23 protein-coding genes are annotated in these 23,030 nt (G+C 73.8%); 20 read left to right on the forward strand and 3 right to left on the reverse strand.

Translation table 11 applies throughout. From position 1 onward, the window contains the following. The first annotated feature begins 36 nt into the window (after nt 1-36). The 13 genes from ACFXMG_RS12675 (at nt 37) to ACFXMG_RS12735 (ending at nt 11,518) form a co-directional block, all read left to right on the forward strand. Complete coding sequence (locus ACFXMG_RS12675) at nt 37-360, forward strand: TcmI family type II polyketide cyclase (RefSeq protein WP_383816989.1); 324 nt, start codon at nt 37-39, stop codon at nt 358-360. Then, nucleotides 357-1,637: a beta-ketoacyl-[acyl-carrier-protein] synthase family protein gene (locus ACFXMG_RS12680; protein WP_383816992.1), complete on the forward strand. Its 1,281-nt coding sequence runs from the start codon at nt 357-359 to the stop codon at nt 1,635-1,637. Before ACFXMG_RS12675 ends, ACFXMG_RS12680 begins: the two co-directional genes overlap by 4 nt. Then, nucleotides 1,634-2,854 carry a ketosynthase chain-length factor gene (locus ACFXMG_RS12685; protein WP_383816994.1) on the forward strand — a complete coding sequence of 407 codons (1,221 nt, stop codon included), beginning with the start codon at nt 1,634-1,636 and terminating at the stop codon, nt 2,852-2,854. Before ACFXMG_RS12680 ends, ACFXMG_RS12685 begins: the two co-directional genes overlap by 4 nt. A gap of 81 nt (nt 2,855-2,935) precedes the next feature. Continuing rightward, nucleotides 2,936-3,205, forward strand: coding sequence for an acyl carrier protein (locus ACFXMG_RS12690; RefSeq protein WP_383816997.1), 270 nt, complete (start codon nt 2,936-2,938; stop codon nt 3,203-3,205). A gap of 11 nt (nt 3,206-3,216) precedes the next feature. Next, a complete protein-coding gene (gene fabG / locus ACFXMG_RS12695) occupies nt 3,217-4,011 on the forward strand; it encodes a 3-oxoacyl-ACP reductase FabG (RefSeq protein ID WP_383817000.1) in 795 nt (264 codons plus the stop codon). 146 nt (nt 4,012-4,157) lie between these two features. After that, nucleotides 4,158-5,096: an aromatase/cyclase gene (locus tag ACFXMG_RS12700; protein ID WP_383817003.1), complete on the forward strand. Its 939-nt coding sequence runs from the start codon at nt 4,158-4,160 to the stop codon at nt 5,094-5,096. Nucleotides 5,097-5,099: 3 nt separating this feature from the next. Then, nucleotides 5,100-6,335: an FAD-dependent monooxygenase gene (locus tag ACFXMG_RS12705; RefSeq protein WP_383817005.1), complete on the forward strand. Its 1,236-nt coding sequence runs from the start codon at nt 5,100-5,102 to the stop codon at nt 6,333-6,335. Further along, nucleotides 6,332-7,099: an SDR family NAD(P)-dependent oxidoreductase gene (locus ACFXMG_RS12710; RefSeq protein WP_383817008.1), complete on the forward strand. Its 768-nt coding sequence runs from the start codon at nt 6,332-6,334 to the stop codon at nt 7,097-7,099. Before ACFXMG_RS12705 ends, ACFXMG_RS12710 begins: the two co-directional genes overlap by 4 nt. Next, complete coding sequence (locus ACFXMG_RS12715) at nt 7,096-8,142, forward strand: LLM class flavin-dependent oxidoreductase (protein ID WP_383817011.1); 1,047 nt, start codon at nt 7,096-7,098, stop codon at nt 8,140-8,142. Before ACFXMG_RS12710 ends, ACFXMG_RS12715 begins: the two co-directional genes overlap by 4 nt. Nucleotides 8,143-8,198: 56 nt before the next feature. Continuing rightward, nucleotides 8,199-9,380, forward strand: coding sequence for an MFS transporter (locus ACFXMG_RS12720; protein WP_384338726.1), 1,182 nt, complete (start codon nt 8,199-8,201; stop codon nt 9,378-9,380). Then, nucleotides 9,377-10,003 (forward strand): NADPH-dependent FMN reductase, encoded by a 627-nt coding sequence (locus ACFXMG_RS12725; protein WP_383817017.1) that lies wholly within the window; start codon nt 9,377-9,379, stop codon nt 10,001-10,003. The genes ACFXMG_RS12720 and ACFXMG_RS12725 overlap by 4 nt, the downstream gene beginning before the upstream one ends. Further along, on the forward strand, nt 9,993-10,685 hold the full coding sequence (locus tag ACFXMG_RS12730; RefSeq protein ID WP_383817020.1) for an antibiotic biosynthesis monooxygenase: 693 nt from the start codon (nt 9,993-9,995) through the stop codon (nt 10,683-10,685). The genes ACFXMG_RS12725 and ACFXMG_RS12730 overlap by 11 nt, the downstream gene beginning before the upstream one ends. Then, on the forward strand, nt 10,682-11,518 hold the full coding sequence (locus ACFXMG_RS12735; protein WP_383817022.1) for an NAD(P)H-binding protein: 837 nt from the start codon (nt 10,682-10,684) through the stop codon (nt 11,516-11,518). The genes ACFXMG_RS12730 and ACFXMG_RS12735 overlap by 4 nt, the downstream gene beginning before the upstream one ends. Before the next feature lie 100 nt (nt 11,519-11,618). On the opposite strand, the gene ACFXMG_RS12740 is transcribed toward ACFXMG_RS12735, so the two are convergent. The 3 genes from ACFXMG_RS12740 to ACFXMG_RS12750 form a co-directional block, all read right to left on the reverse strand. Beyond that, entirely contained in the window at nt 11,619-12,878 is a 1,260-nt protein-coding gene (locus ACFXMG_RS12740) for a cytochrome P450 (protein ID WP_383817025.1), read from the reverse strand. Between the two features lie 128 nt (nt 12,879-13,006). Continuing rightward, complete coding sequence (locus ACFXMG_RS12745; RefSeq protein WP_383817027.1) at nt 13,007-13,690, reverse strand: response regulator transcription factor; 684 nt, start codon at nt 13,688-13,690, stop codon at nt 13,007-13,009. Nucleotides 13,691-13,802: 112 nt separating this feature from the next. Then, nucleotides 13,803-14,492, reverse strand: a complete 690-nt coding sequence (locus ACFXMG_RS12750; RefSeq protein WP_383817057.1) for a TetR/AcrR family transcriptional regulator — start codon at nt 14,490-14,492, stop codon at nt 13,803-13,805. A 175-nt stretch (nt 14,493-14,667) separates the two neighbouring features. Between ACFXMG_RS12750 and ACFXMG_RS12755 the strand changes: the two genes are divergently transcribed. The 7 genes from ACFXMG_RS12755 to ACFXMG_RS12785 all read left to right on the forward strand — a co-directional run bounded on the left by ACFXMG_RS12755 (nt 14,668) and on the right by ACFXMG_RS12785 (nt 23,016). Continuing rightward, on the forward strand, nt 14,668-16,167 hold the full coding sequence (locus ACFXMG_RS12755; protein ID WP_383817030.1) for a DHA2 family efflux MFS transporter permease subunit: 1,500 nt from the start codon (nt 14,668-14,670) through the stop codon (nt 16,165-16,167). Next, nucleotides 16,164-16,994, forward strand: a complete 831-nt coding sequence (locus ACFXMG_RS12760) for an SDR family NAD(P)-dependent oxidoreductase (protein WP_383817033.1) — start codon at nt 16,164-16,166, stop codon at nt 16,992-16,994. The genes ACFXMG_RS12755 and ACFXMG_RS12760 overlap by 4 nt, the downstream gene beginning before the upstream one ends. 150 nt (nt 16,995-17,144) lie before the next feature. After that, nucleotides 17,145-17,819: a hypothetical protein gene (locus ACFXMG_RS12765; RefSeq protein WP_383817036.1), complete on the forward strand. Its 675-nt coding sequence runs from the start codon at nt 17,145-17,147 to the stop codon at nt 17,817-17,819. A gap of 194 nt (nt 17,820-18,013) precedes the next feature. Continuing rightward, nucleotides 18,014-20,692: a class IV lanthionine synthetase LanL gene (gene lanL, locus ACFXMG_RS12770; protein ID WP_383817039.1), complete on the forward strand. Its 2,679-nt coding sequence runs from the start codon at nt 18,014-18,016 to the stop codon at nt 20,690-20,692. A 172-nt stretch (nt 20,693-20,864) separates the two neighbouring features. Next, nucleotides 20,865-21,020, forward strand: coding sequence for a VenA family class IV lanthipeptide (locus ACFXMG_RS12775; protein ID WP_383817042.1), 156 nt, complete (start codon nt 20,865-20,867; stop codon nt 21,018-21,020). A gap of 107 nt (nt 21,021-21,127) precedes the next feature. Next, nucleotides 21,128-22,165 (forward strand): ATP-binding cassette domain-containing protein, encoded by a 1,038-nt coding sequence (locus ACFXMG_RS12780; RefSeq protein WP_383829682.1) that lies wholly within the window; start codon nt 21,128-21,130, stop codon nt 22,163-22,165. Beyond that, nucleotides 22,162-23,016, forward strand: a complete 855-nt coding sequence (locus ACFXMG_RS12785; RefSeq protein WP_383829685.1) for an ABC transporter permease — start codon at nt 22,162-22,164, stop codon at nt 23,014-23,016. Before ACFXMG_RS12780 ends, ACFXMG_RS12785 begins: the two co-directional genes overlap by 4 nt. Nucleotides 23,017-23,030 lie beyond the last annotated feature (14 nt).

The raw sequence follows: 23,030 nt of genomic DNA on the forward strand, positions 1-23,030 counted from the left end.
CTTTCCGCACCGCACCGGCTCCCGAGAGAGGTATCGATGCACAGCACCCTGATCGTCGCCCGGCTCACCGGCTCGGACGACGAGGTCGCCCAGCTCTTCGGCGCGTTCGACGCGACCGAGATGCCCCACCTGATGGGCACCCGCAGGCGCCAGCTCTTCGCCTACCGCGGCCTGTACTTCCACCTCCAGGACTTCGACGACACCGACGGCGGCAGCCGCATCGAGGGCGCCAAGAGCGACCCGCGGTTCGTCTCCATCAGCGACGACCTGAAGCCGCACATCGAGGCGTACGACCCCGCCACCTGGCGCTCCCCCGCGGACGCCATGGCCCGCCGCTTCTACCACTGGAGCGCCCGGTGACCCGGCCCGACGACCGCCGGGTCGTGATCACCGGGATCGGGGTGACGGCCCCCGGCTCCCTCGGCACCAAGAACTTCTGGCAGCTGCTGACCGACGGCCGCACCGCGACCCGCCGGATCTCCTTCTTCGACCCCACGCCGTTCCGCTCCCAGATCGCCGCCGAGGTCGACTTCGACGCCGAGCTGGCCGGGCTGACCCCGCACGAGATCCGGCGCACGGACCGGGCCGCGCAGTTCGCGATCGTCACCGCCCGGGAGGCCGTGGCCGACAGCGGGCTCGACCTGGACGCCCTCGACCCGTCCCGGACCGGCGTCACCATCGGCAGCGCCGTCGGCGCGACCACCGGCCTCGACCAGGAGTACCGCACGGTCAGCGACGGCGGCCGGCTCGACGTCGTGGACGACACCTACGCGGTGCCGCACCTGTACAACTTCCTGGTCCCCAGCTCCTTCGCCACCGAGGTCGCCTGGGCGGTCGGCGCCGAGGGCCCCAGCACCGTCATCTCCACCGGCTGCACCTCGGGTCTCGACGCCGTCGGTTACGCGGCCGAGGTCATCCGCGACGGCCTCGCGGACGTGATGGTGGCCGGCGCGACCGACGCCCCCATCTCCCCCATCACCGTGGCCTGCTTCGACGCCATCAAGGCCACCACCGCCCGCAACGACGACCCCGAGCACGCCTCGCGGCCCTTCGACGCCAGCCGCAACGGCTTCGTCCTGGGCGAGGGCTGCGCCGTCTTCGTCCTGGAACGCCTGGACCGGGCCCGCGCCCGCGGCGCCCACGTCTACGCGGAGATCGCCGGCTACGCCACCCGCTCGAACGCCTTCCACATGACGGGCCTGCGCCCCGACGGCCGGGAGATGGCCGAGGCGATCCGGGTGGCCCTGGACGAGGCCCGGCTCGACGCCGACGCCGTCGACTACATCAACGCGCACGGCTCCGGCACCAAGCAGAACGACCGGCACGAGACCGCCGCCTTCAAGGCGAGCCTCGGCGAGCACGCCTACCGCACCCCCGTCAGCTCCATCAAGTCGATGGTCGGGCACTCGCTCGGCGCCATCGGCTCCATCGAGATCGCCGCCTCGGCGCTCGCCATGGAGCACCACGTCGTCCCGCCGACGGCGAACCTCCACACCCCCGACTCCGAGTGCGACCTGGACTACGTGCCGCTGACCGCGCGCGACCAGCTCGTCGACGCCGTCCTCTCGGTCGGCAGCGGCTTCGGCGGCTTCCAGAGCGCCGTCGTCCTCGCCCGCCCCGACCGGAGCGCGCGATGAGCGCCCGCGCCGTGGTGACCGGCCTCGGCGTCGCCGCCCCCAACGGCCTCGGCCTGGAGGAGTACTGGTCCAACACCCTCGCCGGGCGCAGCGCGATCCGGGAGGTCACACGCTTCGACGCCTCCTCCTACCCGTCGCGGCTCGCCGGCGAGATCGGCGGCTTCGAGGCCGGGGAGCACCTGCCGAGCCGGCTGCTGCCGCAGACGGACCGGATGACCCGGCTGGCGCTGGTGAGCGCCGACTGGGCGCTCGCCGACGCCGGGGTGGCGCCGGACGACCTGCCGGACTACGCCGCCGGTGTGATCACGGCGAGCCACTCGGGCGGCTTCGAGTTCGGGCAGAACGAGCTGAAGGCGCTGTGGAGCCGGGGCGGGCAGTACGTCTCCGCCTACCAGTCCTTCGCCTGGTTCTACGCCGTCAACAGCGGCCAGATCTCCATCCGGAACAAGCTGCGCGGCCCGAGCAGCGTCGTCGTCAGCGACCAGGCCGGCGGTCTGGACGCGGTGGCGCAGGCCCGCCGGCAGGTCCGCAAGGGGACCTCTCTGGTGGTCTCCGGCGCCGTCGACGCCTCCATCTGCTCCTGGGGCTGGGTGGCCCAGCAGGCCGGCGGGCGGCTGACCACGAGCGACGACCAGGAGCGGGCGTACCTGCCCTTCGACGAGGACGCCTCCGGGCACGTGCCGGGCGAGGGCGGCGCGCTGCTGGTCGTGGAGGACGAGGAGCACGCCCGGCGCCGGGGCGCGCCCCGGGTGTACGGCGAGATCGCCGGTCACGCGGCGACGATGGACCCCCGGCCGGGCAGCGACCGGGCCCCGGGCCTGCGGCGCGCGATCGAGCTGGCGCTGGCCGACGCGGGGGCGGCGCCGGGTGACGTCGACGTCGTCTTCGCGGACGCCGCCGCCGTCCCGGAGCTCGACCGGATCGAGGCGCGGACGCTGGCCGAGGTGTTCGGTCCGCGCGGCGTCCCGGTCACGGCGCCGAAGACGATGACGGGCCGGCTCTACTCCGGTGCGGCGCCGCTCGACCTGGCCGCCGCGCTGCTCGCCCTGCGCGACGGGGTCATCCCGCCGACCGTGGCCACCCGGCCCGACCCCTCCCACGCCCTCGACCTGGTCACCGGCGCGCCGCGCGAGGCCCGGCTGCGTACCGCGCTCGTCCTGGCCCGCGGCCAGGGCGGCTTCAACTCCGCGCTCGTGGTCCGCGCGGTGGACCGCTGAGCGCCGATCCCGACCCTCCGCGCCTTCCCACGCAACGTCCTAGTCAACGCCCTACGCAACGTCCTACGAGAGGCCATCCCCATGTCCACGAACCCCTTCACCCTCGACGATCTGCGCCGTGTGCTGCGCGAGGCGGCCGGCGCCGACGAGGGCGTCGACCTCGACGGCGACATCCGCGACGCCGAGTTCGACGCGCTCGGCTACGAGTCCCTGGCCCTCCTGGAGACCGCCGGGCGGATCGAACGCGAGTGGGGCATCACCCTCGACGACGACACCCTCGGCGAGGCCCGCACCCCGGGCGCGCTGGTCGACGCGGTCAACGCCCACCTGTCCGCCGCCAGCGCCGCCTGAGGGAGCCGGAGATGACCCAGCAGACCACCCCCGCCCCCCGCGTCGCCCTGGTCACCGGCGCCACCAGCGGCATCGGCCTCGCCGTCGCCCGGCTGCTCGCCACCCAGGGCCACCGCGTCTTCATCGGCGCGCGCAGCGCCGAGAACGTCACGGCCACCGTCAAGGAGCTGCGCGCCGAGGGCCTCGACGTCGACGGCGCCGTCCTCGACGTGCGCTCCGCCGACGAGGTCCGGGAGTTCGTGAGCGCCGCGGTGACGCGCTTCGGGCCCGTGGACGTCCTCGTCAACAACGCCGGCCGCAGCGGCGGCGGCGTCACCGCCGACCTCGCCGACGAGCTGTGGGACGACGTCATCGACACCAACCTCACGAGCGTCTTCCGCGTCACCCGCGAGGTCCTGAACGCCGGCGGCCTGCGCGCCAAGGACCGCGGCCGCATCATCAACATCGCCTCCACCGCGGGCAAGCAGGGCGTCGTCCTCGGCGCCCCCTACTCCGCCTCCAAGCACGGCGTCGTCGGCTTCACCAAGGCCCTCGGCAACGAGCTGGCGCCGACCGGCATCACCGTCAACGCCGTCTGCCCCGGCTACGTCGAGACGCCGATGGCGGCCCGCGTCCGCCAGGGGTACGCCGCCGCCTACGACACCAGCGAGGACGCGATCCTCCAGAAGTTCCAGGCCAAGATCCCGCTCGGCCGCTACTCCACCCCGGAGGAGGTCGCCGGCCTCGTCGGCTACCTCGCCTCGGACACCGCCGCCTCCATCACGGCGCAGGCCCTGAACGTCTGCGGCGGCCTCGGCAACTTCTGACCGCCCCCGGTCACCCGTCTCCCATGTCCAACCTCCGATATCCAACCTCCAACCCCCGAAATCCAACCCCCGAAATCCAACCCCCGAAATCCAACCTCCAACCTCAGATATCCAATCTCCAATCTCCAATCTCCCGGGAGTTCACCATGACCGTTCGTGAGGTCGAACACGAGATCACCGTGCGCGCCGCGGCCGCCGAGGTGTACCGGCTGCTGGCCGAGGTGGAGAACTGGCCGCGCCTGTTCCCGCCGTCCGTCTACGTCGACCGCCTGGAGCAGAACGGCGACGAGGAACGGATACGCATCTGGGCCACCGCCAACGGCGAGGCCAAGAACTGGACCTCCCGCCGGGTCCTCGACCCCGAGGGGCTCCGTATCCGCTTCTGGCAGGAGGTCTCCTCGCCGCCGATCGCCGAGATGACCGGCACCTGGATCCTGGAGCCGACCGCCGACGGCGGCACGCGGGTGCGGCTGCTGCACACCTACCGCGCCATCGACGACGACCCCGACTCGCTGACCTGGATCGACCAGGCCGTCGACCGCAACAGCCGGGCCGAGCTGCCCGCCCTCAAGGAGAACCTGGAGCGGGCCTCGCGCGCGGACGAGCTGACCCTGTCCTTCGAGGACAGCGTCCGCGTCGAGGGCGCCGCCAAGGACGTCTTCGACTTCCTCAACGAGGCCGACCGGTGGACCGAACGGCTCCCCCACGTCGCCTCGGTCGAGTTCGCCGAGCCCGCGCCCGGTCTCCAGACGCTGCGCATGGACACCCGTACCAAGGACGGCTCCACCCACACCACCGAGTCGGTACGGGTCGCCTTCCCCCACCACAAGATCGCCTACAAGCAGACCACGCTGCCCGCCCTGCTGGCCCTGCACACCGGGTACTGGCAGCTCACCGAGGACGCCGACGGCGTCACCACCGCCACCTCGCAGCACACGGTGATCCTCAACGGGGACGCCATCACCCAGGTCCTCGGCGCCGACGCCGGGGTCCCCGAGGCCCGCGCCTTCATCCGGGAGGCGCTCGGCGGGAACAGCCGCGCCACCCTGGGCCTCGCCAAGCGGTACGCGGAAGCGCGGCGCTGACCCATGGCCTCGCTACCGCGCCCCGCTCCCCCGTACGCCGGCGCGCCGGAGCGGACCGACGTGATCGTGGTCGGTGCCGGTCCGGTGGGTCTGCTGCTCGCCGGCGACCTGCGCCGGGCGGGGGTACGCGTCACGGTCCTCGAACAGCTCACCGCGCCGTCCACCGAGTCCCGGGCCTCCACGCTGCACACCCGCACCATGGAACTCCTCGCCGAACGCGGGCTGTTGGCCCGGCTCGGCCCGCTGCCGCCCGGCGGGCCAGGCCACTTCGGCGGCCTCCCGCTCGACCTGCGGGCCGCCGCGCCCGGGCACCCGTACGCCGGGCAGTTCAAGTGCCCGCAGCCACGCCTTGAGGCGGTCCTGGGCGCCTGGGCGACGGGGCTCGGCGCCCAGGTGCGGCGCGGGCACGCGGTCACCGGGCTGCGCCAGTACGCGGACCGGGTCGTCGTCAGCGGCATCGAACTCGGTTCTGGGCCACGGCGGTTCGCCGCCTCGTACGTCGTCGGCTGCGACGGCGAGCGCAGCACCGTGCGCCAGCTCGCCGGCTTCGACTTCCCCGGCGACGATCCGACGCTGGAGATGCTCCGCGCGGACGTGGCGGGCATCGGCGTGCCCAACCGGCGCTTCGAGCGCCGGCCCAACGGGCTGGCCACCGCCCACCGCTGGCCCGACGGCACCACCCGGATCATGGTGCACGTCCACGGCTCCACCCCCGCGCCCCGGACCGGTCCGCCCTCGTTCGACGAGGTCGCCGACGCCTGGGCGCAGGTCACCGGCGAGTCCATCGGCCACGGCACCCCGCTCTGGCTCGACGCCTTCGACGACACCAGCCGGCAGGCCGCCCGGTACGTCAAGGGCCGGGTGGTCCTCGCGGGCGACGCGGCCCATGTGCAGATGCCCGTCGGCGGGCAGGCCCTCAACCTCGGCCTCCAGGACGCGGCGGCGCTCGGCCACCGGCTCGCCGGCCACCTCACCGGCCGCACGCCCGGCGCGGGCCTGGAGGAGTACGAACGGCTGCGCCACCGCGTCGGCGCCCGCACCCTCACCGGCATCCGGGCGCAGTCCCGGCTGCTCCTGGGCGGGCCGGAGGTGGAGGGGCTGCGGAGCGTCATGGCCGAGCTGCTCCACCTCGACTCGGCCGCCGGCTACCTCGCCCGCATCATCAGCGGCGTCGACCACGAGCCCGACACCGCCACCGAGACACCAAGCACCCCTACCACCAGAGGAGTTGCCGCATGACCCGGCTCACCGGCAAGACCGCGCTCGTCACCGGCTCCAGTCGCGGCATCGGCCGCGCCATCGCCGTCCGCCTGGCCCGCGAGGGCGCGCTCGTCGCCGTCCACTACGCGGGGAACGAGGCCGCGGCGGAGGAGACCCTGCGGCTCATCGAGAAGGACGGCGGGCGCGGCTTCACCGTCCGGGCCGAGCTCGGCGTCCCCGGCGACGTCCACACGCTCTTCCTCGGCCTGGAGGAGGCGCTGAAGGAACGTACCGGCACGACGACGCTGGACATCGTCGTCAACAACGCCGGCGAGACCAGCCAGAGCGGCGTCGCCTTCGAGGACGTCACCCCGGAGCAGTTCGACCGCTTCTTCGCCGTCAACGCCCGCGCCCCGTACTTCCTCCTCCAGCGGGCGCTGCCGCAGATCCCCGAGGGCGGGCGCGTCATCAACATCTCGTCCGGCCTCACCCGGGTCGCCAACCCCGACCAGGTCGCGTACGCGATGACGAAGGGCGCGATCGAGCAGCTCACCCTGCACCTGGCCCGGCAGCTCGCCCCGCGCGGCATCACCATCAACAGCGTGGCGCCCGGCATCACCGACAACGGCAGCGCCGTCTTCGACATCCCCGAGGCGGTCGAGCAGATGGCGGCGCTCTCCGCCTTCCACCGGGTCGGCGAGGCCGGCGACGTCGCCGACGTCGTCACCTTCCTCGCCACCGACGAGGCCCGCTGGATCACCGGGTCCTTCGTCGACGCCAGCGGCGGGACCCTCCTCGGATGACGCCGCCGACCCCGCACGCACCGGAGGAACAGCACACCGTGGACGTCGGACTCCTCTTCGACCTGCGCAACCCCGACGCGTGGCACCGCCCCTGGGCCGACCACTACGCGCAGACCCTGGAGCTGTGCGAGGAGGCCGACCGGCGCGGTGTCGGCGGGCTCTGGTTCACCGAGCACCACCTCTTCGAGGACGGCTACCTACCGCAGCCGCTGACCTTCGCCGCCGCGGTCGCGGCCCGGACCCGCCGGGCCAGGATCGGCACCTCCGTCGTGCTGCCGGCGCTGCACCACCCGGTGGACCTCGCCGAACAGGCCGCCCTGGTCGACCTGATCAGCGGCGGACGGCTCGAACTCGGCCTCGGGGCCGGCTACCGGCGGCCCGAATACGCGCTGTACGACGCCGAGTTCGGGCGCCGCTTCCAGCACACCGAGCGGAACATCGCCGAGATCCTGCGGCTGTGGCGGGAGCGGGAGATCACCCCGGCCCCGATCCAGGACCCGCCGCCGGTCTGGGGCGGCTTCTACGGGCCGCGCGGCGCCCGCATCGCCGGACGGCTCGGCCTCGGCCTGCTCCACATCAACCCCACCGTCCACGAGCACTACCTGAAGGGGCTGGAGGAGGGCGGGCACCCGCCCGAGACGGCCCGCGTCTCCGACCTGCTGCCGATCATCCTCTCCAGCGACCCGGAGGCGGCCTGGGAACGGGTCGGCCCGCACCTGCTGCACCAGGTCAACTCCTACCGGCAGGGCGCCCTCCAGGGCACCGGCCTCGAAGGCCCCCCGCCGCTGACCCTGGAGGACCTGCGCGACCCGGACGCCACGGACACCCGGGGCCTCCTCGACATCCTCACCCCCGAGGACGCCGCCGCCCGGATCAAGCAGCTCACGGCGGGGCTGCCGGTACGCCACCTCATCTTCTGGGCGAGCATCGCGGGCATGCCCGACGACCTGGTCGCCGAGAACGTCGAGCTGATCACGGAGAAGCTGCCCCCGCTCCTCGCCGCCGGGACCGACTCCGGATCCCCCGCCCCCGGCTCCCGGTGAGCGGCGGCGCGACGGCGAAGGCCACCGGGCCTCCCCCCGCACGGGACGGCTGGGACGTGCGGCACCGGGCGGTCCTCCTGGTGCTGTCGGCCAACATGATCCTCGACGCCATCGAGGTCTCGGTCGTCCTGGTGGCCCTGCCGGACATCCGGGCGGAGCTCGGTCTGTCGCCGCTGACCGTGCAGTGGCTGATGAGCGGCTTCGCGCTGGGGTTCGCCGCCGCCCTGCTCACCGGCGCGCGGCTGGTGGCGCGGCTCGGCACGCGCAGGGTCTACCTGGCGGCGATGCTCGGCTTCGCCGTGGCGTCCGTGGCGGGCGGCCTCCTGGACGATCCGGCCCTGCTCATCGCCACCCGGGTCGTGAAGGGGGTGTGCGCGGCGCTGACCGCCCCGGCGGGGCTCGCCATCATCGCCACCGCGTTCCCGGAGGGCCCCCTCAGGCAGCGCGCGGTGTCGGTGTACTCGCTGTGCGGGGCGGCCGGGTTCACGGCGGGGCTGCTGCTGTCGGGGGCGCTGCTGGCGGCCGACTGGCGCTGGACCCTGGCGTTCCCGGCGCCGCTGGCGCTGCTCGTGCTGGTGCCGGCGCTGCGGGTGCTGCCGCGCGACGGGGGTCCCGGCGCCCCCGTCCGGCCCTCCCCGTCGGCGCTGCGGCTGCTGCACAACGGCACGCTGCTGCGGACGGCGGTGGGGGCTGCGACGCTCAACGGCACCTATCACAGCGTGCTCCTCCTCGTGACCCTGCACGTCCAGGAGCGGCTGGGCTGGTCCCCGTGGCTCAACACGCTGGCGCTGCTGCCCGCCTGTGTGCCGCTCGCCGTGACGGTGCCGTTCGCCGCGCGGACGACGGCCCGCTGGGACCCCGGGCGGCTGATCGCGCTCGGCGCCGCCGCGCCGCTCGCCGGATACGCCCTGCTCCTGGTCCGGCCCAACCTCTCCCCGTACGCCACCGGGGTCCTGCCGGTGCTCCTGCTCGTCGGCGCGGGCTTCGTCCTGTCCTTCGCGGCCCTCAACATGCGGGCCGCGTCGGCCGGTCCGGCCGCGGACCGGCCGGCGGTCGTCCGCGCCTATCAGGCCGCCGTGCAGCTCGGCGCCGTGGTGCTGCTGCCCGCGACCGGCGCGCTCGTCGCCACCGGGCACGGCGGGCGGCCCGCCTTCGCCCTGCTGACCGTCGCCGCCGCCGTCGGCCTGGCGGCGGCCCTGCCCCCACTCCTCCCGTCCTCCCGAAAGGCCCGCCCATGACCACCCCGCACCCCTCCAACTCCCCCAATTCCCCGGGCTCCCCGCTCACCGTGGCCGTCATCACGGCCAGCGTCCGTGACGGGCGGCTCGGACCCGCCCTCGCCGACTGGTTCACCACCCGGGCCCAGGCCCGGCCCGGCCTGGCCGTCGAGACCGTCGACCTGCGGGACGTACCGCTGCCGCTGACGCTGCCCGAGCCCGGCCAGGAGCCGCCGGCCGACACGGCCGCCGTCCGCGACGCCCTGCGCTCCGTCCTGGAGCGGGCGGACGCCTTCGTGGTGGTGACGCCCGAGTACAACCACAGCTTCCCGGCCTCGCTGAAGAACGTCCTCGACTGGTTCCTCACCGAATGGGCGGCCAAGCCCGTCGGCTTCGTCTCCTACGGGGGCCTGGCGGGCGGGCTGCGCGCCGTGGAGCAGCTGCGGCAGGTCTTCGCCGAACTCCACGCCGTGACGGTACGCGAGACGGTCAGCTTCCACACCGCGTGGGAGCGGCTCGACGCCGACGGGCGGATCCTCGACGACAAGGCGGCGGACGCGGCGGCGGTCACCCTGCTCGACCAGCTCGACTGGTGGGGACGGGCGCTGCGGACGGCACGCACGGAGCGCCCCTATGGGACGTGACACACCGCTCGCCCCTGCCGGCCTGGATCCTGATCTGGATCGCCCGGACGCGCACGCGGTGTTCGTGACGCAGTGGTACGTGGCGGGGCGGGCCGAGGGTACGCGGCTGCTCGACGAGGTCGCCGAGCAGTGGCGTACCGCCGCCCCGCCGGACGGCCTGATCGCCTTCCACTCCTACCTCAGCACCGACGACGACACCGTCCTCACCTATGTGCAGGCGCGGGATCCGAACGCCTACCGGCCCTTCGTCCGGGCGTTGCACGGGGCCGCCCGCGCCGAGCCGGTCGAGTACCGGCTGCGCCGCGGCGTCACCCTCGCGACGTCGGCGCGGCCGCCGGGGTGCGCGGTGGTGGCGAGCTTCGACGTGGACGGCGCCGAGCGGCAGGACCGGATCATCGAGTCCATCGTCGGCGCGCTCGGCGAGGCCCCCGCCGAGCAGCTCCGGGGCATGCTCAGCGCCCACTTCCACACCAGCACCGACGGCAGCCGCGTCCTCAACTACGCGCGCTGGACGAGCGACGAGGCCCACGAGGCGTTCCTGGCGGGCGCCACCCGCCGGGCCACCCTGCGGGCGACCGGGGCCACCCCGGGCGTCCGCCCCATCGGCTTCAAGCGGTACCACCCGCACCACGCCATCGACCTCGGCCGGTCCCGTACCGGCCACGACGGGAGCACCCCATGACCTTTCTGGTGACCGGAGTACGCGGGCGGGTGGGCGGTGCCGTGCTGCGCCGGCTGCACGAGGCCGACGTGAAGGCGCGGGCCGCGAGCGCCGCCCCGGAGTCGGCCGGGGCGGTGTCCGGGGAGCCGCCGGTCCGCCTCGACCTGGGCGATCCGGAGACCTTCGCCCCGGCGCTCGACGGGATACGGAAGGTGTTCCTGTACGCGCGCCCCGACACCGCCGAGCGGTTCGCGCGGGAGGCCGCCGAGGCGGGCGTCGAACATGTCGTCCTCTTCTCGTCGCTGGCGATCGACGAGGACGGCGCCGAGCACAGCCCCATCGCCCAACTCCACCAGGGCGTGGAGGACGCGCTGCGGGCCTCGGGACTCGACTGGACGTTCCTGCGGGCGGGGGCCCTGGCCTCCAACGCCCTCCAGTGGGCCGGCCCGATCCGCGCGGGTCAGGGCCTGCGGGTCGCCTACCCGGAGACGTACAGCGAGCCCGTCCACGAGGACGACGTCGCCGAGGTCGGTGCCCGCGCACTGCTGGACGACACGCACCGCGGACAGGTACTGCGGATCACCGGCCCCGAGTCCCTGTCGGCGAGGCAGCAGGCGGAACTGATAGCGACGGCCTCCGGGGTACCCGTCCCGGTGGAGCAGGTCGAACGCGCCGAGCACCGCGCCCAGTTGACGGCGGCGCTGCCGGGACCGATCGCGGACCTCCTGCTGGACTTCCAGCGGAAGCGCGACGGCCGTCCGGGGACACCGCTGCCCGACGCGGAGCGCGTCCTGGGCCGGGCCGCGGCGCCGTTCGCACAGTGGGCGCGGGAGCACGCGGCGGCGTTCCGCTGACAGCCGGGCCGGCGCCGACGGGTCCGGCGCCGGCCCTCCACCGCGACGGCGCGGCCCCCCTCGTGCGGGAGGGGAGTCGCGCCGTCGCCTGTTGTCGTGGTCACCAGGTCACGGGCAGTTCCTTCACCCCGCGCATCACACGGTTGCTCTGCCACACGACCTCGTCCACCGGCACGGCCAGGCGCAGTCCGGGGAGCCTGCGCACCAGCGTGGCGACGGCGGTGCGTAGTTCGAGGCGAGCGAGGGGGGCGGCCGGGCAGTGGTGGGCGCCGTGGCCGAAGGCGAGGTGCGGGTTGTGGGTGCGGGTGAAGTCGATCTCCTCGGGCCGCTCGAAGACCGACTCGTCCCGGTTGGCGGAGTCGTTCTGGGCGACGACCGCGTCACCTGCGCGGATCAGCTCGCCGCCGATCTCGACGTCCTCGACGGCGATACGGGAGAAGGGGGCGACGCTCGTCGCGAGCGGGGTGATGCGCAGCAGTTCCTCTACGGCGCCGGGCACGAGGTCCGGGTTCGCGACGAGGCTGTCCCAGAGGGCGGGCCTCGACAGGAGGGTGTAGAGGAAGTTGCCGGTCTGGTTGGCGGTGGTCTCGTGGCCGGCGGTGAGCAGGTCGACGGCGAAGATGGCCAGTTCGGCCTCGGTGAGCTGGTCGCGGCCCTCGCGCGCGGTGACCAGCCGGCTGAGGAGGTCGTCGCCGGGCGCGGCGATCCGCCGGGCTATCAGGTCGCGCAGATACGCGTCGAGACCGGCGCGCGCGGCCTGGATGTCGGTGGGGTCGGCCACGGTGAGGGCCATCATCGTGTCGGTCCAGGCACGGAAGGCGGCCCGGTCCTCCTCGGGGACGCCGAAGGTCTCGCAGATCACGGTGATGCCCATGGGCCAGGCGAGTCCGCTCGCCAGGTCGGCGGGCCGCCCGGTCGCCTCCAGGTCGTCGACGAGGCCCTCGACGATGGCCTGGACCCTGGGGCGTACGGCCTCGACCTGGCGCACGCTGAACGCCTTGGCGGCGAGGCGGCGCAGGCGGGTGTGTTCCGGCGGGTCCATGCTCAGCAGCGACTCGGGGTGCTGGATGAGCGGGCTGGAGCGGGGCACGTCCTTGCCGACGGTCGCGGCGCGGCTGAGCCGTGGGTCGGCGAGCGCCGCGCGCACGTCGTTGTAACGGGTCACCAGCCAGGCGTCACCGCCGTGCGGCATGGTGACCCGGCTGATGGGCTCCTCCTTCCGCAGCCGGGCGTAGACCGGGTCGAGGTCGAGGCGCCGCGAGGTGAACGCGGAGGCGAGGTAGGGGCAGGAGGGGGCCTCGGAAGGGTCCTGGTGAAGGCCCCGGGAAAGGTCCTGGGAAAGGGAATCGGCGGAAGTCATGGGTCCGTCTCCGTCGCTGAATAGGGCGGGCACTGACCTTTCGACTCTAGGTTGAATCAGCCAGGGCGATCGTCAGGAGAACGACCACTTATTCACAATTCACTGTGAAGCTGTCGACGCGCGGCGGCCTATCCGGCGCCGAGCCGGAATCCGACGCCGCGCACCGTACGGATCCAGGCGCTGTCACCGAGTTTGCTGCGCAGGGAGCTGACGTGGGTGTCGACGGTGCGGCTGGCGCGGGCGCCGATCTCCTCGCCGCGCGGGTCGCCCCATATCTCCTTCATGAGCTGTTGCCGGCTGACGACTTTCCCGGAGTTCTGCGCGAGGTAGTAGAGGAGGTCGAATTCCTTGCGCGTGAGATCCACGAGGCGCCCGCGCACCAGGACCTCGCGTGATTCCGCGTCGACCCGGAGAGCCCCTATCGAGACCACGGTGAGGGATTCCCGTACGAGTTCCCGAGGGCGGGTGCGGCGGGTGACGGCCTCGATCCGGGCGACCAGTTCGCGGAATTCGTAGGGCTTGTCGAGGCAGTCGTCGGCGCCGGCCCAGAGCCCGAGCACCCGGTCCAGTTCGGTGCCGCTGTCGGTGAACGCGATGACCGGGACCTGGCTGAGGGCGCGGATGCGCCGGCAGAGCTCCAGACCGTCGATGTCCGGCAGGTCCAGGTCGAGCAGGACGAGGTCCGCGTCCTGGTGCAGGGTGAGGGCCTCGGCTCCGGTCGCGGCACAGGTGACGTCGTGTCCGAGCCGTTCCAGCCGGGCGGCCGGAGAGCCGGATCCGTCCGCCGGCGTCCCCACGACCAAGACGTGCACGCTGCCTCCCCTTCCAACTGCCGTCATCTGTTTGATCATTCACCAGATCCGACGCCGTGGCGGGGCGCGGGCACCGTCTTAAAGGAGCGTTCACCCGCGTTCACAAAAAGGTTCAGGCCACGGGGCCGTACGCCGCCAGGAAGGTACGGACCGCGGCGCCGCCCACGGCATGGAGTTCGGCCTCGGAGACCCGGTGGGTGCCGAGGCGCGAGCGGGCCTCCATGGGTCCGGTCAGGAGGGCGAGGAGTTGTTCGGCCGCCTCGGCGGGGTCGCACGGGCGGAGGTGTCCGGCGAGGGAGAGGCGGGCGAGCCGGTCGGCGAGGGACTGCTTGAGCCGGCTCGCGCCCCGCCCCCAGACGACGTCGAGCAGGTCGGGGAACTGGGCGACCTCGGCGTACAGCAGGCGGCGCAGCGACCAGGAGCGCTCGTCGCAACATCGCAAGAGGAGTTGGTGCACGACACCGGCCAGGGTCTCACGCAACTCGTCCGGCCCGAAGGGGGTTTCACCCCCGACACCGACCCCATCCGCCGTCAACTGGTCGACGACGGCGAGGTTCTCGGCCATGACGGTGTCGGCGGCCGCCTCCAGGGCGCTGCGGAAGACGTTCTCCTTGTCGCCGAGGTGGTTGTAGACGGTGTGCTTGGCGACACCCGCCACCTCGGCGATCTCCTCCATGCACGCGCGGGCGTAGCCGCGGTGGGCGAACACCGTGAACGCGGCGCCGAGGATGGCCTCGCGCTTGTCGATACGGCCGCGGGACGCGCCCCGCCTGGCGGGCGCCGCCGCCTTCGTCGCATCGATCGCCTTCGCCGCCTTCGTCGCTGCACTGGTTCCGGTCACCGCGCCATCGTACCGCCCCGACCCAACTACTGCACTGGTGAGTGCAATTGAGCGCACACGCGGTTGCAGTCGCACCAGCCATCCCCATAAAGTGCACCCGCCAGTGCAGTTTGCTCGACCTCCGGAAGAGAGAGTCATGGCACACACATCCGACGGACGCCTCGATCCCGCCCTGCGGCGGCTGATCGGCGTCATCCTGCTCGGCGGGATCATGGGGATCCTCGACAGCTCGATGATCGCCGCCGCCGCCGACACCCTGGCCCGGGACCTCGACACCTCACTGGCGACGGTCAGTTGGGTGTCCACCAGCTATCTGCTGGCCCTGACCGTCTCCATCCCCGTCACCACCTGGGCCGTCGACCGCTTCGGCGGCCGCCGTCTCTGGCTCGTCGGCCTCGTCGTCTTCCTCGCCGGCTCGATCGGCTCGGGCCTCGCCTGGGACGCGCCGAGCCTCATCGTCTTCCGCGTCGTGCAGGGCCTGGGCGCGGGACTCCTCGACCCGCTGATGCTCACCCTGCTCGCCCGCGCCTCGGGCCCCGCGCGGGCCGGCCGCGTCATGGGTCTCATGGGCGTCGTCGGCTCCAGCGGTCCCGTACTCGGCCCGGTCGTCGGCGGCATCATCCTCCAGGGCCTCTCCTGGCGCTGGATGTTCCTGGTCAACATCCCGATCGGGATCGTCGCCCTGATCCTCGCGCTGCGGACCGTCCCGAAGGACGCGCCGGAGGCCGGGACCCAGGTCGCACGCCTCGACATCACCGGCATCGCCCTGATCGGCCCCGGTGTCGCCGCCGGTGTCCTCGCCCTCTCGCAAGCCGCCGAGCGCGCGGCCTTCGCCGCGTGGCAGGTCCTCGTCCCGCTCGCCGCGGCGGTCCTGCTCCTCGGCGGCTACGCGGTGCACGCGCTCGGCGCCCGGCGTACGGCTCCCCTGATCGACCTGCGCCTCTTCACCCGCCGCAGCTTCTCGGCCAGCGTCACGGTGGGCTCGCTGGTCGGACTCGCCACCTTCGCCTTCCTCTTCGCGCTGCCCCTCTACTACCAGCAGGCGCGCGGACACGGCACGTTCGCGTCGGCCCTGCTGCTCGCCCCGCTCGGCGTCGGGTCCGCCCTCTCGATGCCCCTCACCGGGCGGCTCTCCGACCGGCTCGGCTCCCGGCCCCTGGTACTGGGCGGCGCCGTCCTCGCCACGCTCAGCGCCCTGGCGTTCACCCGGGCGGGCGCACAGACCCCCGAGGTGCTGACGGCCCTGGCAGCGTTCACCCTGGGCCTCGGGCTCGGCGCGGTCGGCGCCCCGACCATCGCCTCCCTCTACCGGACCCTGCCGTCCGCGCTGGTCCCGCAGGGCAGCTCCGTCCTCTACATGCTCAACCAGCTCGGCGCCTCGGTAGGCATCGCGACCGTCGCCCTCGTCGTGCAGACCGCCGGCGACGGCGACGCCGTCCGCGGCTTCCGGGCCGCCGCCTGGACCGTGGCGATCGCCCTCGTCGTCACCCTGGCCGCCGCGACCCAGCTCCCCGGACGCCCGGAACCCCACAAGGAAGCCCCGGAGCCGACCACGGAGGCCGACACGCCTCCCACCGCGACGACCGCCGAGCCCGCCACCGCCACCGCCACCGCCACCCAGGGAGACAAGCAGTGAGCACCCTCGTCATCGCGGGCGGCACGGACGGCATCGGCAAGGCCCTCGCCGAGCGCCACCTCGACCGGGGCGACACCGTCTTCGTCATCGGCCGCGACCCCGCCAAGGGCCGCGCGTACCTGGAGCGCGCCCGGGCCCGCGGCGCCGGCGACCGGGCGCGCTTCGTCACCGCCGACCTCAGCCTGCTCGCGGACACGACGGCCGCGATCGACGAGATCACCGCCCAGACGCCCGCCGTCGACGCGCTGGTCCTCTGCGCCCGCCACTACCGCTTCCGCCGCACGGTGACACGGGAGGGGTACGAGGAGAACTTCGCGCTCTTCTACCTCAGCCGCTACCTCCTGGGCCACGGGCTGGTCCCCGTCCTGAGCAAGGCCGAGCGGCCCGTCGTCGTCAACGTCGCCGGGCCCGGCGCGCCGCTCGGCGTGGTCCGCTGGGACGACCTCCAGCTCCGGTACGGCTACCACGGCGGCGCGGCCCTCGGCCACGGCGGCAAGCTCAACGACCTCCTCGCCGTCGCCTTCGCCGACCGGTACGCCGCCACCACGGGCATCCGGTACGTCCTCATCCACCCCGGCGTCACCGCGACCGGCTTCTCCGGCGAGTACGACGCCGAGACGCTCCGGCACATCAGGTCGATGCAGCAGCGCGCGAAGCCCGTGTCGGCGGCCCTGCCCCCGATTGTCGACGCCCTCGACGACCCGCCCGCCGCACCCCTCAGCGCCTTCGTCGAGGGCCACCGCCTCCGCGTCGACTCCCCCGACTTCGACCGCGCGGCCGCACACCGCCTGGAGGACATCACCAAGCAGCTCCTGCAAGGGAATTGACGCGGGCCAAGGATCCGGAGACGGACCTTTCGAAGATCTGACGAAGACCTGAAACGGCGACTCTTGGGCGGCCCGTACGCGACACGGAGACTGGATCCGTCCCCCTGCCCCTCCCCCGTACCCCCCGGCCGCACGCCCAGGAGGCTCCTCGTGCCGCACCCGCAGAACCCCACCACCTCCCGCCCGGTCCTCGACAGCCCGGAGAGCGCCGTCGCGCTCGTCACCACCGTGCCCGTCGAGGGACCTGGCCGCGGGTCGGCCGTGGCCGAGGCGGTGGCGCGCCTCGGGGCCGACCCGGAGGCGTGGCCCCGGGGCCTGAGGTCGTTCACCGTCTACGTCGACAACACCGGCGACTCGGTCCTCACCTACACCCAGTGGGAGTCGGAGCAGTCCCTCACCGAGGCCGCCCCCGCCGCCATCTGGCCCGCCGGCCTCGGCGCCCTCCCGCACGCGGGCGTGCCGACGGCCACGCCCTTCCGCCACTACCGCGCGGTCCTGGGCACCGCTCCGGCCGACCCGGAGGCGCTCCCCGAGTCGTTCCCGGTCGCGTTCTTCGACACGGCGGACGAGGCGGCGGCCCGGGACTGGCTCGACGGCCTGCTGGCGGCGGAGGAGACCTCGGAGGGGGCGGACCGCGCCTACCCCGGCGCGGTCGCCGCGCACCTGCACATCAGCCTGGACGGGACGAAGGTCCTCAGCTTCTCCGAGTGGCTGTCGGAGGAGCAGGCGGCGGCGCACATCGAGGCGGTGTGGGAGGCGGTCCTCAAAGAGTTCGGGGGCACGGGCACCCTGTACCGGCACGTCGGGACGTTTCTGAAGCCGTGACACCAGCTGCCCCGCACGGCCGTTTCCGCCCCTGAGCGCGCGGCCGTGCGCCCTTGTGCGCCGGTCGCACCTCAGGGTGGGACAACTCCGGCGCGCGCTCGCCGGAACCGGTGAATCCGGCCCCCGGTATGTGGGCCCGACACGTGCGCCGGGCACGTTCCCGCCAGCGGTTCTCGCCGTTGAGAGGGATGGGCATGACGAGTCAGGCCACCGAAGCCGTACTGGAAGACCTCCTCCACAGCGCACTGCTCGCCACGGGCACGGGCGGGCTCTGGACGACCGAGTCGGACGACATGTGGTGCCGGGTGGCGCCCACGTCCGGCCAGCGGCGCCGGCAGGGATGGAAGCTGCACCTGTCCGCATCGGTCGCCTCGGCGCCCGAGGTCCTCACGAAGGCCCTGGAAGTGCTGCTGGCGGACACGTCGGGGTTCAAGTTCGCGCGCTCGCTGGAGCGGGTCAGCGCGCTCAACTCCCGTGCGACACCGCGCGGAAGCTCCGGCAAGTTCCTGACGGTCTACCCGCGCTCCGACGCCGACGCGGCCCGGATCGCCGGCGAGCTGCACCGGGCGACGGCGGGACTCACCGGCCCCCGGATCCTCTCCGACCAGCCGTACGCCGTGAACAGCCTGGTGCACTACCGGTACGGCGCCTTCGTCGGCCGGCGCCGCCTCTCCGACGAGGGCCTGCTGGTCTGGTACTACGAGGACCCCGACGGCAATCCGGTGGAGGACAAGCGGACCGGACAGTACGCGCCTCCGGAGTGGGCCGTGAGCCCGTTCCCGGCCACGGTGCCCGTCGCGCCGCGCCCCGCGGAGACGGCACCCCGCCCGGTGGTGGTCGGCGGCCGGTACGCGGTACGGGAGGCGATCCGGCACACCAACAAGGGCGGTGTCTACCGGGGCAGCGACGTCCGCACCGGCGCGCCGGTCGTGATCAAGGAGACCCGGCCGCACGTGGAGGCCGACGCCTCCGGCTCCGACGTCCGCGACTGGCTGCGCACCGAGGCACGGACCCTGGAGAAGCTGAAGGGCACCGGTCTCGCGCCGGAGCCCCTGGCGCTGTTCGAGCACGGAGGCCACCTCTTCCTGGCGCAGGAGGAGGTGCCGGGTGTGCCGCTGCGCACCTGGGTCGCCGAGCGTTTCCGTGACGTCGGCGGCGAGCGGTACCGGGCCGAGGCGACGGCCCAGGTCGCGCGGCTGGTGGAGCTGGTGGCGGCGGCACACGCGCGCGGCTGCGTCCTGCGGGACTTCACGCCCGGCAATGTGATGGTCCGGCCGGACGGGGAGCTGCGCCTCATCGACCTGGAGCTCGCCGTCCTGACGGACGACGTCGCGCTCCCGACCCGGGTGGGGACACCCGGTTTCAGCGCCCCCGAGCGGTTGGTGGACGCGCCGGTCTCGCCGACGGCCGACCACTACAGCCTCGGCGCGACGGTGTGCTTCGTCCTCACGGGCAAGGTGCCGAACCTGCTGGCCGAGGAACCGGCCGACAGGCCCGCCGAGGACCGCCTCGCCGACTGGCTGACCGCCTGCACCGCCTCCGTACGACTCCCCGACGGCATGCGGGAGCTGATCCTCGGGCTCATGCGGGACGAGCCCGCCGAGCGCTGGGACCCGACGAGGGCGCGGGAGGCCCTGACGCGGACGAAGGCGGCCCGTCAGGCTCGTACGGACAGCCGCACCGACCACGACCCTCGCACCGCCCCTCACGACGCGATCGACGCCGCCGTCACCGGCATCGTGAACCACCTCGTCGACACCATGACGCCGGAGGACGAGGGGCGCCTGTGGCCCGTCTCCACCAGGGCAGGCGAGACCGACCCGTGCACGGTGCAGCAGGGCGCGTCCGGTGTCCTGGCGGTGCTGACACGGTACTTCGAGCTCACCGCCGACCCCCGCCTGCCGGAGCTGCTGTCCACGGCGGGCCGCTGGATCGCCGACCGCACCGATACGCGCTCCGCCCGCCCCGGTCTGCACTTCGGCACCCGGGGCACGGCCTGGGCGCTGTACGACGCGGGGAGCGCCGTCGGCGACAAGGCGCTCATGGACCACGCGCTGGCCCTGGCGCTGGCGCCGCAGGAAACGACGCCCAGCCACGACATCACCCACGGCACGGCGGGCGGCGGGCTGGCCGCCGCCCATCTGTGGCAGCGCACCGGCGATCCGCGCCTCGCCGGGCTGGTGGCCGACGCGGCCGACCGGCTCGCCGCCGCTGCGCGCCGCGAGGCGTCCGGGGCGAGCTGGCCGGTTCCGGCGGAGGCGGTCGCGCAGGAGGCGGGGAAGCGGTATCTCGGCTTCGCCCACGGCAGTTCGGGCATCGGCTGCTTCCTCCTCACCGCCGCGTCCGTGACCGGCCGGGCGGAGGACCGGGAGCTGGCGCTGGCGGCGGGCGAACTCCTGGTGGCCCACGCCGTGGACGTGGACGGTGCCGCCCAGTGGCCGGCGCAGGCCGGGGACGTACCCACGGCCCCGTACTGGTGCCACGGCTCGGCCGGCATCGGCTCCTTCCTGGTGCGGCTGTGGCGGGCGACCGGTGACGACCGGTTCGGCGACCTCGCCCGCCGCGCGGGCCGGGCCGTCGTGGAGCGGGCCTCCCGCGCCGCGCTCACCCAGTGCCACGGCCTGGCGGGCAACGGCGACTTCCTCCTCGACCTGGCGGAGGCCACCGGCGACCCGGTGCACCGCGCGCGGGCCGAGGACCTGGCCCGCCTGCTCGTCGCCGAACGGTCCCACCGCGGCGGTCACGTCGTCTTCCCCAACGAGTACGGCGACGTCTCGACGGGCTGGAGCGACGGGTCCGCCGGAATCCTGGCGTTCCTCCTGCGGGTCCGCCACACAGAGCCCCGGCACTGGATGCTCCAGCGGCCGGTCTGAGCGGCGGAGAGCCCGCCGCCGGTCCCCAGAGATCCCCCAGGGACTCCCCAGGGATTCCCGTTCCCCGGGGATCTCGCAGATATCGCACCACGCATCCCCCAGCGACCCGCGGAGCACCCGCGGCGCCCCCCACGGGCGAACCGCTGGGATCCTCACCGAGAAGGAGAACGCCATGGAGAACCAGGACCTCGACCTGCTCGCACGCCTGCACGCCCTTCCGGAGACCGACCCGGTCGGCGCGGACGGAGCGCCCTTCGCCGCGACGTGCGAGTGCGTGGGCCTGCTCACGCTCCTCAACACCGTCTGTATCGGCATCAGCTGCGCGTAACCCTGCCGCCTCCCCCGGCCGGTGGCTGTCCCGGGACAGCCACCGGCCGGGGCGAGGCCCAGGCCCCGCCCGCCCGGCCCGACGCCCCCGCGACGAGGACCCGACGCATGCAGCTGCACACCGGTGACCACGAGTCCACCCGCACGGCCGCCCCGCACCCCAGGGCCGACCCTCCCGGGCCGGCGCACGCCATCAGCACGCGCGGCCTGGTCAAGAGCTACCGGTCCCCGGACGGCGCCACCACCCACGCGGTGCGCGGCCTCGACCTGGACGTCCGCCGGGGCGAGACCTTCGCGTTCCTCGGCCCCAACGGCGCGGGGAAGTCCACCACGATCGCGATGCTCTGCGCCCTCACCCTCCCCACCTCCGGTCACGCGACCGTGGCCGGCGCCGACGTGCTCACCGAACCCGACCGGGTACGGCGCAGGGTCGGCCTCCTCTTCCAGCACAGCGCCCTAGACCCGGACCTGACGGCCGAGCAGAACCTGCGCATCCACGCGCGCCTGTACGGGCTCCGCCGCGCCGAGGTCCGCCGCCGCACGGCCGAGGTGCTCGACCTCGCCGACCTGACCGACCGGCGCCGCTCCCCCGTACGCACCCTGTCCGGCGGCATGCGGCGGCGCCTGGAGATCGCCCGCCAGCTCCTGCACTCCCCCGGCGTGCTGTTCCTGGACGAGCCGACGACCGGCCTCGATCCCCACGCGCGCGCCCGCGTGTGGGAGCACCTGCGGACCCTGCGCGACCGGCACGGCAGCACCCTGTTCGTCACTACCCACTACCTCGACGAGGCGGAGCACTGCGACCGCCTCGCCATCATCGACGGGGGCAGGCTGGTCGCCCAGGGCACCCCGCACGGGGTGAAGGCCGCGATCGGGGACGACCGGGTCGCGCTGCGGACCAGCGACGACGAGGCCGCCCGGCGGGTCGTCCGCCTCCTCGCGCCCCCGGACCGGTCCGTCACCGTCGACGCGGACGGGCTCTGGCTGCGGGTGCCCGACGGCAGCGCCTGGATCCCCCGCCTGTGCGCGGCGCTGGTGGCCCACGGCATCGCCGTCCACGCCGCGTCCGCGACCCCGCCGACCCTCGACGACGTCTTCTTCCACCACACCGGCCGCAGCATGACCCCGGAGGGCGGCGGCCGATGACGACGCTCACCCTGCGGGAACCGGACGGCGTCGGCGCGGATCGCCTGCCCCGCCTGCGGCGCGAACTGCGCGCGATGCACGCCCTGATCCACCGCGACCTGCTCCGCCTCGCCTGCCAGCGGACCCCGACGGCGCTGATGCTGCTCCACCCGGTGCTGTACCTCTTCATCCTGGGCGGTGGCCTCGCGGCGCTGATCCCCGCCGCCTCGCTGGGCGTCGGCTACCAGACGTACCTCTTCCCCGGCATGCTGATGATGACCGTGCAGACCCCGGCCATCATGGTCGGGATCCGCCTGATCACCGACCGGCAGAGCGGCTATCTCCGCGAGCTCCTGATGGCCCCGGTCAGCCGCGTCACCCTCCTGCTCGGCAGCTGCGCCGGGGGCACCCTGGTCGCCACCGTGCAGGGCGCCGTGCTCCTCGGCCTGGCCGGCGCGGTCGGCCTCCCGTACGACCCCGTCCTGCTGGCGATGCTGCTGGGCGGCATGATCCTCGCCTCCTTCACCATCACGGCCATGTCCCTGGCCCTGGCGGTGGGGCTGCGCCGGCCGGAGACGTTCCACACGCTGCTGGGCCTGGTGATGATGCCGCTGCTCTTCCTCTCCGGCGGCTTCTTCCCCCTGGCGTCCCTGCCCGGCTGGGCGCAGGTACCGGCCGCGGCGAACCCGCTGGCGTACGGAGTGGACGTCCTGCGCCGCTCCATCACCCTGCGCGTGCCCGAGCAGGCGGCCGCCCCCGGCGTCGAATGGGCCGGACAGCAGCCACCCCTCCTCCTCGAAGCGGGCCTGCTGCTGGCGGGAGGCGTCCTGGCCCTGATGTGGGCGGCCCGCCGCTTCAGCCGCCCGGAGTGAGGGGCGCGCCCGAG

Origin of the sequence: Streptomyces sp. NPDC059201 (assembly GCF_042754585.1) — a bacterium.
GTDB lineage: Bacteria > Actinomycetota > Actinomycetes > Streptomycetales > Streptomycetaceae > Streptomyces.